General features: G+C 73.5%; 13 protein-coding genes and 1 other RNA gene. 5 read left to right on the forward strand and 9 right to left on the reverse strand.

The window, feature by feature from the left end; translation table 11 throughout:
• Nucleotides 1–469: 469 nt before the first annotated feature.
• On the reverse strand, nt 470–1651 hold the full coding sequence (locus tag ABVB68_RS05825; RefSeq protein WP_353599774.1) for a serine hydrolase domain-containing protein: 1182 nt from the start codon (nt 1649–1651) through the stop codon (nt 470–472).
• Entirely contained in the window at nt 1591–3030 is a 1440-nt protein-coding gene (locus ABVB68_RS05830) for a multidrug effflux MFS transporter (protein ID WP_353599775.1), read from the reverse strand. The genes ABVB68_RS05825 and ABVB68_RS05830 overlap by 61 nt, the downstream gene beginning before the upstream one ends.
• An 85-nt stretch (nt 3031–3115) precedes the next feature.
• Between ABVB68_RS05830 and ABVB68_RS05835 the strand changes: the two genes are divergently transcribed.
• Together ABVB68_RS05835 and ABVB68_RS05840 are read left to right on the forward strand one after the other, a co-directional pair.
• A complete protein-coding gene (locus ABVB68_RS05835; protein WP_353599776.1) occupies nt 3116–4138 on the forward strand; it encodes a Gfo/Idh/MocA family protein in 1023 nt (340 codons plus the stop codon).
• A gap of 245 nt (nt 4139–4383) precedes the next feature.
• Nucleotides 4384–5289 (forward strand): SDR family oxidoreductase, encoded by a 906-nt coding sequence (locus tag ABVB68_RS05840; RefSeq protein WP_353599777.1) that lies wholly within the window; start codon nt 4384–4386, stop codon nt 5287–5289.
• A 305-nt stretch (nt 5290–5594) separates the two neighbouring features.
• On the opposite strand, the gene ABVB68_RS05845 is transcribed toward ABVB68_RS05840, so the two are convergent.
• Together ABVB68_RS05845 and ABVB68_RS05850 are read right to left on the reverse strand one after the other, a co-directional pair.
• A complete protein-coding gene (locus ABVB68_RS05845; protein WP_353599778.1) occupies nt 5595–6911 on the reverse strand; it encodes a D-alanyl-D-alanine carboxypeptidase family protein in 1317 nt (438 codons plus the stop codon).
• Nucleotides 6912–7298: 387 nt separating this feature from the next.
• Nucleotides 7299–7625: a nuclear transport factor 2 family protein gene (locus tag ABVB68_RS05850; protein ID WP_353599779.1), complete on the reverse strand. Its 327-nt coding sequence runs from the start codon at nt 7623–7625 to the stop codon at nt 7299–7301.
• A 147-nt stretch (nt 7626–7772) separates the two neighbouring features.
• On the opposite strand from ABVB68_RS05850, the gene ABVB68_RS05855 reads away from it, so the two are divergent.
• Together ABVB68_RS05855 and ABVB68_RS36855 are read left to right on the forward strand one after the other, a co-directional pair.
• Complete coding sequence (locus ABVB68_RS05855; RefSeq protein ID WP_353599780.1) at nt 7773–8327, forward strand: DoxX family protein; 555 nt, start codon at nt 7773–7775, stop codon at nt 8325–8327.
• Nucleotides 8328–8612: 285 nt separating this feature from the next.
• A complete protein-coding gene (locus ABVB68_RS36855; protein ID WP_503006021.1) occupies nt 8613–9095 on the forward strand; it encodes a MazG-like family protein in 483 nt (160 codons plus the stop codon).
• 9 nt (nt 9096–9104) lie between these two features.
• Here the strand turns inward: ABVB68_RS36855 and ABVB68_RS05865 are convergent, their stop codons facing one another.
• The 3 genes from ABVB68_RS05865 to ABVB68_RS05875 all read right to left on the reverse strand — a co-directional run bounded on the left by ABVB68_RS05865 (nt 9105) and on the right by ABVB68_RS05875 (nt 10603).
• Nucleotides 9105–9695, reverse strand: a complete 591-nt coding sequence (locus ABVB68_RS05865) for a DsbA family protein (protein WP_353599781.1) — start codon at nt 9693–9695, stop codon at nt 9105–9107.
• A 228-nt stretch (nt 9696–9923) separates the two neighbouring features.
• Entirely contained in the window at nt 9924–10286 is a 363-nt protein-coding gene (locus ABVB68_RS05870; RefSeq protein ID WP_353599782.1) for a DUF2267 domain-containing protein, read from the reverse strand.
• 104 nt (nt 10287–10390) lie between these two features.
• Entirely contained in the window at nt 10391–10603 is a 213-nt protein-coding gene (locus ABVB68_RS05875) for a hypothetical protein (RefSeq protein WP_353599783.1), read from the reverse strand.
• Nucleotides 10604–11065: 462 nt separating this feature from the next.
• On the opposite strand from ABVB68_RS05875, the gene ABVB68_RS05880 reads away from it, so the two are divergent.
• Entirely contained in the window at nt 11066–11317 is a 252-nt protein-coding gene (locus ABVB68_RS05880) for a hypothetical protein (RefSeq protein WP_353599784.1), read from the forward strand.
• 26 nt (nt 11318–11343) lie between these two features.
• On the opposite strand, the gene rnpB is transcribed toward ABVB68_RS05880, so the two are convergent.
• Together rnpB and ABVB68_RS05890 are read right to left on the reverse strand one after the other, a co-directional pair.
• An RNA gene (gene rnpB, locus ABVB68_RS05885) (RNase P RNA component class A) lies at nt 11344–11748 on the reverse strand.
• An 88-nt stretch (nt 11749–11836) separates the two neighbouring features.
• Entirely contained in the window at nt 11837–11998 is a 162-nt protein-coding gene (locus ABVB68_RS05890; RefSeq protein ID WP_503006022.1) for a hypothetical protein, read from the reverse strand.
• Between the last annotated feature and the right edge of the window lie 180 nt (nt 11999–12178).

The following is a 12178-nucleotide window of genomic DNA, read 5'->3' on the forward strand; positions in this document are numbered from 1 at the left end:
CGTGGCTGAACTTCTACAACACTCGACGCCGACACACCGCGCTCGCAGGCCAGCCCCCGATCAGCCGACTGTCACCAACGTCATGACCGAGTACATCTAGGTCCTGGCGCCGGCCCCGCCCCCGCCTGCCCCGGCCCGTTCCCGGCCGCCCGGCCGGGTCGGCCGGGTTCGGCCGGGTCGGCCGGGTTCGGCCCGGTCGGCCAGGTTGGCCCGGTCGGCCAGGTTGGCCCGGTCGGCCTCTGGGGAGAGCACCGGCCTGGGACGGGGTCGGCCGGTGGGACGGGGTCAGGCGGTGGGACGGGGGCGGGGTCGGCCGGTGGGACGGGGTCAGGCGGTGGGACGGGGCGGGGTCGACCGGTGGGACCGGGTCAGGCGGGGGGACGGCGCGGGTCGGCCAGTGGAACGGGGTCGGCCGCTGGGACAGGGTCAGCCGGTGGGACGGGAGGACGGGGTCGGCCGGTGGGGCGGGTCAGATCACCGCCCTCGCCAGATGGGTGGCCAGGGCCGCCCTGGGACCGCTGTCCGGTGGCCGGCGTCTGGGGTGGACGGTGTTGGCCAGCAGGATGAGGAAGGTGTCCGTGGCGGGGTCCAGGACCAGCGAGGTACCGGTGAAGCCGGTGTGGCCGGCGGCGCCCCGGCCCGCCAGCTCCCCCATGAACCAGGGCTGGTCCACGGCGAAGCCGAGCCCCGGCGGGGTGAGCAGCAGCTCCACGAAGTCGGGGCCGAGGATGCGCGCGGGGCCGTAGGAGCCGCCCGCGAGCAGCGCCCGGCAGAAGACCGCCAGGTCGGGCGCGGTGGAGAAGAGGCCGGCGTGCCCGGCGACCCCGCCGAGCGCCCAGGCGTTCTCGTCGTGGACCACGCCGCGCAGCATGCCCCGGTGGGCCTTGGCCCAGGGCCGCCGCTGGTCCTCGGTGGCCGCCGCGCCCGGACAGGGCCCGAAGGTGGTGGCGGTCATGCCGAGCGGCCGGGTGATGCCTTCCTGGACGAGGAGGTCGAGGGTGCGGCCGGTGATGCGCTCCAGCACGAACTGCAGCAGGATCATGTTCAGGTCCGAGTACCGGTGGGCGCCCGGTTCCGCGGTCGGCGCCTCCGCCCGCAGCATGGCCAGTGCGGCCCGGTCGTCCGGGCAGTCGTACAGGGGGAGGTCGGGGCGCAGCCCGGAGGTGTGGGTGAGCAGCTGCCGCACGGTGACGCCGTGGGCGGCCGCGGCGCGGAAGTCGGGCAGGTAGTCACCGATCCGGGCGTCCATGCCGAGGGTGCCGCGCTCGATCTGCTGCACGGCGGCGACCGCCGTGAACAGCTTGGTGAGCGAGGCCAGGTCGAAGGGCGTGCCGACGGTGGCCGGGACCCGGGCGGCGGCCGGCAGTTCGGCGCCGGAGTCGGTCTCGGGGTCGTAGGAGGCGTAGCGCACCGCCCAGCCCGCGGCCTCGGCCACGGCGATCACGGGGCCGCGGCCGGCCACCGCGACGGCCCCGGCCGCCCAGGGGCGGTCCGAGGAGGTGAGGGCGTGCACCGCGCCGGCCAGATGACCGAGTTCCACCGGGTCGAGTCCGGCCCGTTCCGGTGTGTCGGCGCGCAGTCTCGGTGCGCTCAGTTCCCGTCTCCCTCCGACCGCGCACGTGTGTTCCCGCGCGTACTCCAGGGACGGCACATTCCCACGAAGCAGGCCGCCGCGACCAGTGATCCGGAAAGTTGGACGACGGCCATGGGTACGGCGGTGTCCTCGCCGGCGATGCCGACCAGCGGGGAGGCGACCGCGCCGACGAGGAAGGAGCAGGTGCCGAGCAGCGCGGAGGCGGATCCTGCGGCCTGCCGGGTGCGCAGCAGGGCGAGCGACTGGGCGTTGGGCAGGGTGACGCCCATCGCGGACATCAGGACGAAGAGGGCGGCGGCGACCGGCGGGAGTCCGACCTCGCCGAAGGCACCGGCGGTCATCAGCAGCAGGGCGGCCGCGGCGAGGACGGTCACCGCGAGGCCCGCGGCGAGCACCTTGTCCAGGCCGACCCGGCCGACCAGCACCTTGCCGTTGAGCTGCCCGGCGGCGACCAGGCCGACGGAGTTGAGGCCGAACAGCAGGCTGAAGGTCTGCGGGGAGGCGCCGTAGATCTCCTGGACGACGAACGGGGAGGCGGCCACGTAGGCGAACAGCGCGGCGAAGGCGAAGCCGCCGGCCAGCATGTAGCCGGTGAAGGGCAGGTCGGCGAGGAGGCCGCGCATGGCGCGCAGGGTCTGGGCCGTTCCCCCGCTGTGCCGTGCGGCGGGCGGCAGCGTCTCCGGCAGCCGCACCCAGACCAGGGCGGCGAGTACGGCACCGACGACCGTGAGGACGACGAAGACCCCCCGCCAGTCCGTGACCCGCAGGATCTGCCCGCCGACGAGCGGCGCCACGATGGGGGCGGCCCCCGAGATCAGCATCAGCGTGGAGAAGAAGCGGGCCATGGCGACCCCGTCGTACAGGTCGCGTACGACGGCCCGGGCGATGACGACGCCGGCCGCGCCGGCGAGGCCCTGCACGAGCCGGCAGGCGATCAGGGTCTCGACGGTGGGCGCGAGGGCGCACAGGGCGGTGGCGGTGAGGTAGCCGGCCAGGCCCGCGAGCAGCGGGCGGCGGCGGCCCCAGCCGTCGCTGAGGGGGCCCACGATCAGCTGTCCGAGCGCCAGTCCGGCCATGCAGGCGGTGAGGGTGAGCTGGACGGCGGCGGCGGGGGCGTCCAGGGCCCGCGTGACCTGAGGGAGGGACGGGAGGTACATGTCCATCGCGAGCGGGGTCGTCGCGGTGAGGCAGCCCAGCAGCAGGGTGACGAGGGGGCCGGTGCGGTACGCGGGCCGGCCCGCCGCCGGTGCGGGTTCCGACCTCGGTGACGGAACCGCCGACGGCGCTGCGGAGGACACCCGCTCCGACCCCGGTGCCGGAACCGCCGACGGCACTGCGGAGGACACCCGCTCCGACCCCGGTGCCGGAACCGCCGACGGCGCTGCGGAGGACGCCCGCTCCGGCCTCGGTGGCGGTGCCGCCGCGTGCTCGGGCATGTGCCCCTCCCTCTCCCGCTGAACCGCCACCTATGCTCTCAGCTCGTACGGGCTGCCGGGGAACACTTGAGCGAGGGGGGGCGGGATGGCGGAGCGGAGCGTGCGCTGGGGGATCCTGGCGACGGGCGGGATCGCGGCGGCGTTCGCGGCCGACCTGGTCGATCTGCCGGACGCGGAGATCGTGGCGGTGGCCTCGCGCCGGCCGGAGTCGGCGCGGGCGTTCGCGGAGCGGTTCGGGGCGGAGCGTGCCTACGGGGACTGGGAGTCGCTGGCGGCGGACGCGGAGGTCGACGTCGTCTACGTGGCCACCCCCCACTCGGCGCACCGGGCCGCGGCCGGACTGTGCCTGACGGCCGGGCGGAACGTGCTGTGCGAGAAGGCGTTCACGCTCAACGCCCGTGAGGCCGCGGAACTGGTGGCGCTGGCCGAGGAGCACGACCGCTTCCTGATGGAGGCGATGTGGATGTACTGCAATCCGCTGATCCGGCGGCTGAAGGCGCTGGTCGAGGACGGGGCGATCGGCGAGGTGCGGACCGTGCAGGCGGACTTCGGGCTCGCCGGGCCGTTCCCGCCCGCACACCGGCTGCGGGATCCGGCGCTGGGCGGCGGGGCGCTGCTGGACCTCGGGGTCTACCCGGTGTCGTTCGCACAGCTGCTGCTGGGTGAGCCGGACGGCGTCGCGGCGCACGCGGTGCTCTCGGCGGAGGGCGTCGACCTGCAGACGGGAGCACTGCTGTCCTGGGCGAGCGGGGCGCTGGCCTCGGTGCACTGCTCGATCGTCGGCGGTACGGCGGTGACCGCGTCGGTGACGGGCTCGCGCGGCCGGATCGACATCCCCGCCGGCTTCTTCCACCCGGACCGGTTCGTGCTGCACCGCGACGGCCGGGACCCCGAGGAGTTCGCAGCCCGCCCCGCCGACGGGCCGCGCACCACGCTGCGGCACGAGGCCGTCGAGGTGATGCGGGCCCTGCGGGCGGGCGAGAGGCAGTCCCCGCTGGTCCCGCTGGAGGGCACCCTGGCCGTGATGCGGACGCTCGACGCGATCCGGGACCGTGTCGGCGTCCGCTACCCCGGTGACCTGGGCGAGCCGCGGCTCACCCCGGCTTGAGCCCCGGCTCCCCGGCCTCCGTCGCGAAGGACGCGGCCGTGGCGAGCGGCGCCCCGGGCCTGGTCGCACGGAGTTCGGGGGGCCGCCGTGACGGTCGGGTGCCGGAAGTCATCCGGCCCTCCCCGCCTCGTGGACGCGCAGGCGACGGGAGCGGCCGGGGAAGGCTGCCCGGTTGGCGTGTACGCAATGTCCGGATGGCGGATGAGTGAGTTCCGGATGCTGGACCCCCCGTACGCTGCCGGTCCATGAACGCCATGCGAACTGCCAGGGATTCGAGGGTCGCGGTGGTGACCGGTGCCGGTTCCGGCATCGGACGGGCCGTCGCCGTGGAACTGCTGCGCGCCGGCTGGTCGGTGGTCCTGGCCGGCCGGCACACCGAGACGCTGGAGGAGACGGCGGCACTGGCACCACGGGGCGCCGCGGCCGGGCCGGAGGAGACGGCGGCGCGGAAAGCGCAGGGTGCCGCGCCCGGGGTGGAGGAGACGGCGGCGCGGAAAGCGCAGGGTGCCGCGCCCGGGGTGGAGGAGACGGCGGTGCGGGCGTCGCCGGGTGCCGCGCTCGCCGTGCGCACCGACGTGTCCCGGCCCGAGGACGTGGAGGCGCTGTTCACCGCGACCGTGGAGCGGTTCGGGCGGGTGGATCTGCTGTTCAACAACGCGGGGACGTTCGGCCCGGGCGGGGTGGCCGTCGAGGACCTGTCCTACGACGCCTGGCGGCATGTGGTGGACACCAACCTCAACGGGGCGTTCCTGTGCGCCCAGGCGGCCTACCGGAGGATGAAGGAGCAGGAGCCGCGCGGCGGCCGGATCATCAACAACGGTTCCATCTCGGCGCACACCCCCCGCCCCCACTCGGTCGCCTACACCGCGACCAAGCACGCGCTGACCGGCCTGACCAAGTCACTGTCGCTGGACGGGCGCCGGTACGGCATCGCGGTCGGCCAGATCGACATCGGCAACGCGGCCACCGACATGACGGCCCGGATGCAGACCGGCGCGCTGCAGGCGAACGGCGAGGTGGCCCCGGAACCGGTGATGGACGTGGCCGACGTGGCACGCACCGTACGGCACATGGCGGAACTGCCGCTGGAGGCGAACGTGCAGTTCGCGACGGTGCTGGCGACGGCGATGCCGTACATCGGGCGGGGCTGACCCGACTCTCACATACGGAATTCAGGCATCCGCGGTATTGCGGCCGGTCGGACGCATATGCTCAACTCTCCTCCACGAGAGCTTCACAGTTGGAGCACATGCGTCCCATGGCCACACCGAGGGGGGAGGCGGCGGCTGTTCCACCGGACCGGAGTCAGGGGTGTACCTCGCGCAAGCCCGCGAGGCACACACGGCCCGGCGGAACGGCCGCCGCACCACTCAACTCCGCCGCCTGCCACCAAGCTCCGCACGCTCGCGCAAGCCCGTGGGGCACACACGGCCCGGCGGAACGGTCGCCGCACCCCTCAGCGCCGCCGCCTGCCACCGGGCGCCGCGCGCTCCGGCCGCGTCTCGGGCGGGCCGGCCGGCCTGCCCGTGCCGGCCCCACCCGGCTTCCCGCCCGCATCGGCCGCATCCGCCGCCTTGCCGAGTCCGGGCGTACCGGGTGCCTTGCCCGGTCCCGGCGTACCCGTCGCGCCCGCCGCGCCGGTCGCCCTGCGCCGCCGGCGTAGCGCCCAGGCCCCGGCTCCGAGGAGTGCGAGCGTCCCGGCGGCGCCCTCCGCGAGGTGCCATGGCGAGTCGCGTTCGGACGCCGAGCCCGCGGGACCGGCCGCTGCCCGGGCCTCCCTGTGCCCAGGCGCCGGGCTCGCGCCCGCGCCGCCCTCGCTGAGCGGATCGACGAGCTGCCCCACGGCCTGTGCCGAACGCCCCGCCCCGAAGCCCCAGTCGAGCAGCGCGGCGGCCTGCTCGTAGACGGCGTTGCTGCCGTCGGCCGGATGCATCACGGTGACCAGCAGGGTGCGTCCGCCCCGGACGGCCGCACCGGTGTAGGTGTTGCCGGCGTGGCTGGTGTAACCGTTCTTGACGCCGATGAGGCCGTCGTACGCCTTCAGGCCCCACGCCCCGGTCAGCAGGCGGTCGGTGTTCTGGATCTGGAAGGTCTTCTTGCCGTCCGCCGGGAAGTCGGCGGTCCGCGTGGCGCAGTAGCCGCGGAAGTCGGCGTCCTTCAGGCCGTGCCGGGCGAAGAGCGTGAGGTCGTACGCCGAGGAGATCTGCCCCTTGTGGTCGAAGCCGTCGGGGCTCACCACCTGGGTGTCCAGGGCCTGCAGGTCCTGCGCCATGGCCTGCATCTCGGCGACCGTCCGGGCGATGCCGCCGTTCATGTGGGACAGCACGTGCACGGCGTCGTTGCCGGAGCGCAGGAACACCCCCTGCCACAACTGCTCGACGGTGTAGGTGATGCCGGGCTTGATGCCGACGAGGCTGGAGCCGGCCGGGATGTCGGCGAGGTCGGCGTCGGTGACCGTGTACCGCTCGGTGCGGCCGAACTTCTTCAGCACCGTGTCCGCGAAGAGCATCTTCAGCGTGGAAGCGGGCGCCAGGCGCCGGTGCGCGCCGAACGAGGCGAGAACCTCGCCGCTCGCCCAGTCGGCGACCAGCCAGGAGCGGGCGGTGAGTTGCTTGGGCAGTCCGGAGGCGCCGCGCACCTGGACGCCGCTGCGGGCCAGACGCTCGCCACCGATCACCGTCGCCGCGGAGGCGTCGGTGGCCGTGGACAGGGAAAGGGCGGCTGCCGTCAACCCGAGGGCGGCACGCCGGCTGATCCGGGAACATTCACGCACCCGGGGACCGTACACCGCTTCAAGCTGCGGTTTCCTTATCGCAGGGCAGGCACGGGTCGGAATTTGCCGCGTTATGAAAATCCGATGAACCGGTGGGGTTTCTGTGGCCGACGCCCACGCGTGAGGCGCTCGGCCGGGCCGCGGAGTGGGGGGGCGGTCGTACTCGTCCGAGGGCGCGGGTGGTGGGGCGGTCGTGCTCGTCCGGGCCGCGGGTGGTGGGGTGGTCGTACTGGGCTGGGCCGCCAAAGACCCCGTGACGGCCGTACTCGTCGGGGCCGCAGGGTGCCGGATGTCGTACTCGTCCGGGCCGCAGGGGGCCTGTGACGGCCGTACTCGTCACGGCCGCGCGCGGGGTGCCGGAACGGCCGTACCGGGTGCCGGAACGGTTCAGGCCTGGCTGGTCTCGAAGCGGGAGATCCGGCCGTCGTCCTCGACGGTGAAGCGCCACTTGGTGCGCATCTCGCCCCAGGTGTCGTTGCTGTAGCGGGCGAGGAGGACACGGCCGCCGCCGGACTCGTTGTCGACCTCCATGTGACCGTGGGACGAGAAGATCTCCCGGTCGGCCCAGTCGGCGAGGTCGCGGTCGGAGCCGTCGTCGGACATGGTCGCGCCGGGTGTGAGGAGCGACATGAACTCCTCGCGGTCGTGGGCGTTGACGGCGCCGACGAAGGCCCGGACGGCCGGGTCGCTGAGCTTGGCTGGCTGGATCGTCATGGCGTCAGGCTCACACCGCCGTCCCGCACCCGCCACCCGAACGCCCGCCAGGACGGGCCCGGTGGTGTCAGAGCTGCGACGGTGGAACGGCGGAGGGAACCGTTCGTCCGTCCGCATGTCCTCGCACATGTCTGCTTGGGAGCCGCCGTGACGTGTTACGACCGACGTGATCTGGGCCTACTGCTACTCCGGCTGTCGACCGGCGGGGTGCTGGCCGCGCACGGTGCGCAGAAGCTGTTCGGCTGGTTCGGCGGACACGGCCTGGAGGGAACCGGCCAGTTCATGGAGTCCGTCGGCTATGTGCCCGGCAAGGTGAGCGCCGCGGCGGCCGGTCTCGCGGAGATGGGCGGCGGCACGCTGCTGGCGCTGGGCCTGGCGACCCCGGCGGCGGGCGCGGCGGCGGCCGGCGCGATGGCCGGGGCGGCGGCGGTACACGCCCCCAACGGCTTCTTCGCCCAGGAGGGCGGCTACGAGCACCCGGCGACCATGGGCCTGACCGCGGCCGGCCTCGCCGTCACCGGCCCCGGCCGGCTCTCCCTCGACCAGGCCCTCGGCAACGTCCTCAACCGCGACTGGATGGTCCCGGCGGCACTGGGGGTCGCCGCGGTGGCCACGGCACTGGTCGTGGGGGCGCGGAACCGACGGGTGCGGCGGGGGATGGAGGGTGAACAGGAGGCCCTGTTCGAGGAGTTCGACGAGTAGCCGGTACGCGGTCGCTGTCACGGGCGCGGTGCGCGGGGGCTCTCACGGGCCTGGTGCGCGGGCGCGGTTCGGGCCCGGTGCGCGGTCGCCGTCACGGGCGTGCGCGGACGCTGTCACGGGCGCGGTGCACGGGGGGAGCTGTCACGGGTGTGGTGCGGGCACGGTCCGGACCCAGTGCGTGGGCGCCGCCACGGTTCTTCTGCGCGGGCGCGGTCCCGGCCCGGTGCGCGGGCGCTGTCACGGGCCCGGTGCGCGGGCGCCGTAGGCCGTGGCAGGCTGCGCTGCATGACCGACCACCCCGACCGGAGCGACCACGACGACCGGACCGACCGGACCGACCGGACCGACCGGCCCGAGCAGAGCCACCGGACCGCCCAGAACGCCACCACCGCCACTACGGCCAGCGCCGCCACCGCCACCGCTTCCAGTGCCCGCACCGCCGCCGACCTCTGGCCCGCCATCGACGAGCTCTTCTCCCGCCTGGAGGCGGCCCGCACCCACACCGGCACCGAGGGCGTCCTGCTGCGCGTCCTCAAACTGTCGGAGGAGGTCGGCGAGGTCGCGGAGGCGATCATCGGGGCCACGGGGCAGAACCCGCGCAAGGGCGTCACCCACAGCTGGGAGGACGTCCAGGCGGAACTGTGCGACGTGGCCGTCACCGCACTGGTGGCCCTGCGGACACTCACACCGCGGGCACAGGAGGTCTTCGACCGGCACGTGACGAGAGTGCGCGCCCGCCCCCTCGAACCGGGGCCGGTCCAGGGCTGACCGGGCGCCTCACCCTCCGACGCCGGCGAGGGCGGCACGGACCGCGGCGAGGATGGTCGCGGGGTTGGCCGGCACCGCGACCCCCTGGACCGCCACGGTCGGTGTTCCGCCCACGCCCCGCTGGATGGCCGTCGCCGTCACGTAGGCGCTCCAGTCCAGGTAGACGCCCTGCCGGACGCACTCGGCGAACGAGCTGTCCGTCAGTCCCACCGCGCGGCCGAGTTCGATCAGTTCGTCATCGGACAGGCCCGGCCCGCCCTCGGGGGGCTGGTTGGCGAACAACGCGTACAGGTACTCCATGAAGTGACCGCCGTCGGACGCGCAGCCGGAGGCCGCCGAGGCGCGGGAGGAGTACCGGGTGGTGGACAGGTCGTCGAGGAAGCCCATCGGGTGGTAGACGAGACTGATCGCCTTGTCGGCCACCAGCTCGTCGAGGAGTGGCCCGCTCTTCCCTTCGAACTGCTTGCAGAACGGGCACAGAAAGTCGATGAAGGCATCGACCTGTACCGGGCCGGCTCCGACGACGATGCCGTCCCCCGTCGGCGAGGCGCCGGCCGGAACCCGGGAGGGCGAGCTGATGTGGGGCGTCTGAGAACTCATGCCAGGTCCCCTGTCGTAAAGTCGATGGAATTCGCGTCATCACACGTGACTGGCATGGCGAACCGGCCACGTGCGCCGGGCCCTCGAATGCGGCACCGGAAAGGCCCACATGCCGCGCCACCGCTTCTTCCAAGCCTCCCACCGGCCCGGTGGATGTCAAAACAAGCGCTTGCGAGCGATTCTCATGGCGTGCGCGCAGCCGTGTTCCGGGCGCCGGGATGTCCGACGCTAGATGTTCTGGAACTCGTTGGGCAGTTGCGCCATCAGATCCTCGAACTCCGTGCCGGGGACGGCTTCTCTCAGAGTCATGAAAACCGCCGCAACGCCCCTGCGCGCCACGGTCTCGTCGACGCCCGCACGCTCGCTCACCCGCCGGACGAACTCGGCAACGCCGAATTTCTGGGCGACATCCTCGGGTGGGACCAGGGGCGGCGCGATCTCGGCGGGCAGGACACCGGCCAAGTGCCTGGCCTCGCCGCCGGTGATCCGCTCGGCCAGCGTCAGCATCGTGGTCCGGGTCAGCTCCCTGGCCTGCTCCTCGGGCACGTGGGCCCGCTGGCTGACGAGCCGGATGAACTCGTCGCTGTCCATGGCGCCTCCAATCCGGCAGCCCATCACGGATACCGCGCATGCACTGCCCCAAACGGTGATCGAAATGCCGGGGCGAATCCGGCGGCCGGTGCCGAAAGCGCCGGTCACCGACCGTTCTCTTCGCCTTCCTCGGTAAAGGGGCGCGCCGCCTCCAGCAGGGCCCTCAACGCGCCGGTGAGTGCCCCGACCTCGGCGAGGCACCGGGCGTAGGGATCCTCCGGGTACTGCCGCTCCGCCTGCTCGGCGGCGTTCGCCAGAATCTGCTCGGCGGCCTGAACCGCGGCGCGCAGGGTGGCACGTTCGATATTGCCGGGCATGTGGTCTCCCCTGGATTCCGCCGCCGGGCACAGGATTCTCCTGAATGCCTCGCCGTCCCCGACAGCCGGTTCCGCCGGGAACGCCATGGACGGCACGGGCCGGTACGAAGTGCCCCGGGACAACAACTGCGAAGGAGGCATTGCCTTCTGCAAGCGTACGGACGTTCTGGACGCGCTGCAGGACGTCGACTTCTCTGCGGGCGACGACGAACGGGTCCGGGCCGCCGGGAATGCCGGGGCGCCCAGGTGGCGGGGTTCTCACCGGCGGGGAGCAGACTGAGCGGCCCGCGGCCCGCGGATGCCGGCCGACAGCGTGATCGGGCGTCGGGAGACACCGTGGCACCGGCAACGGCCCGCCCGGGGCGTCGTCGGGAAAGCGGTGGACCTCGCGGTACGCACGGCGGCGGGAAGCGGACACGTGCCCAGCGGGCGCGATCCGGATCTCACGCATATGATCGCGATATGTCCGTCTTCATCAAGCTCGTAGAGGTCGGGGATCCCGACGGTTACACCAACCGCACCATCAGCGACGTCACCTACGAAGACGTGGTGGACGAACTCAGCTACGCCTACGACCTGCATCCCAGCGGCGCTCTGCGGGTGATCCGGCTGCCGGTCGGACTGCCTGCGGCAGTGGAGTCCGTGTTCAGCCCCGGAGTGTGGTTCAGGGTGCAGGGCCGCTGGCACGGGGCGGACGGCTCCGGCGCCTTGTAAGGGCGGCGGCTGAGCCGCAGGTGGGGCAGACGAGTCGGGCTGTACGCCGGGTTCTGTTCCCCGGTGTCCTTGCGGGCACCGGGGCGACGGCCATCCATCTAGGGCCGGTGTTGCCACCGGCCTCGTGCGGTCTACCCGCGGACTCGGGCGGGCAGCCCTCGAACGTCCGCGCAGAGCGCTTTTCACGGCGCTCCTTCTTGACCTTGCTCCGGGTGGGGTTTACCTAGCTGCCCAGGTCACCCTGGGCACTGGTGGTCTCTTACACCACCGTTTCACCCTTACCGAGGACCGAGGTCCCCGGCGGTCTGCTTTCTGTGGCACTGTCCCGCGGGTCACCCCGGGTGGCCGTTAGCCACCACCCTGCCCTGTGGAGCCCGGACGTTCCTCGGGAAGCCCCCTGAGGGGCTCCACGCGGCCGTCCGCCCGGCTCGTCTGCCGTACCGGACATTGTACCGGGCGTCCGCCGCACCGCGGACCGCGAGCGCCCCGCCCCCGTTCCGGCCGGGGCGGGTGGCGGGGTCAGGCCGGCAGGATCCCGGCCGTCGCCGGGTCGGCCTGTGTGAGTCGGACCCGCAGGAGCTCGCCGGGCGAAAGCCGCTCGCCCTCGATGCGGCCGATGACCGCCGGGGTCCGCACCTCTACGGTCCCGACGCTCGGCCGCTGCTCGTCGACGTCCACCACGCAGCCGTCGAAGACGTCGCCCGCTCGGCCTCCTCCTGGACCTCCGGCGGGAATCCGTCCGGGGCGCCGAGCGCGGCACGCAGTGCGGCGAACGCCTCCCTCAGGGATGCCTCGGGGGCGCCGGTCACACGGATCTTGCGGCCGGGCGTACAGCGAGCGTAGGCCGGGGGCGGACCGGGG

This window comes from Streptomyces sp. NPDC096012, from assembly GCF_040426375.1.
Lineage (GTDB): Bacteria > Actinomycetota > Actinomycetes > Streptomycetales > Streptomycetaceae > Streptomyces.

Coding starts and splice junctions, on each gene's coding strand:
- ABVB68_RS05865 (WP_353599781.1), bottom strand. CDS start 9,695: ATGAGTTCTCAGACGCCCCACATCAGCTCGCCCTCCCGGGTTCCGGCC.
- ABVB68_RS05830 (WP_353599775.1), bottom strand. CDS start 3,030: ATGCCCGAGCACGCGGCGGCACCGCCACCGAGGCCGGAGCGGGCGTCC.
- ABVB68_RS05850 (WP_353599779.1), bottom strand. CDS start 7,625: ATGACGATCCAGCCAGCCAAGCTCAGCGACCCGGCCGTCCGGGCCTTC.
- ABVB68_RS05835 (WP_353599776.1), top strand. CDS start 3,116: ATGGCGGAGCGGAGCGTGCGCTGGGGGATCCTGGCGACGGGCGGGATC.
- ABVB68_RS05870 (WP_353599782.1), bottom strand. CDS start 10,286: ATGGACAGCGACGAGTTCATCCGGCTCGTCAGCCAGCGGGCCCACGTG.
- ABVB68_RS05880 (WP_353599784.1), top strand. CDS start 11,066: ATGTCCGTCTTCATCAAGCTCGTAGAGGTCGGGGATCCCGACGGTTAC.
- ABVB68_RS05840 (WP_353599777.1), top strand. CDS start 4,384: ATGAACGCCATGCGAACTGCCAGGGATTCGAGGGTCGCGGTGGTGACC.
- ABVB68_RS36855 (WP_503006021.1), top strand. CDS start 8,613: ATGACCGACCACCCCGACCGGAGCGACCACGACGACCGGACCGACCGG.
- ABVB68_RS05875 (WP_353599783.1), bottom strand. CDS start 10,603: ATGCCCGGCAATATCGAACGTGCCACCCTGCGCGCCGCGGTTCAGGCC.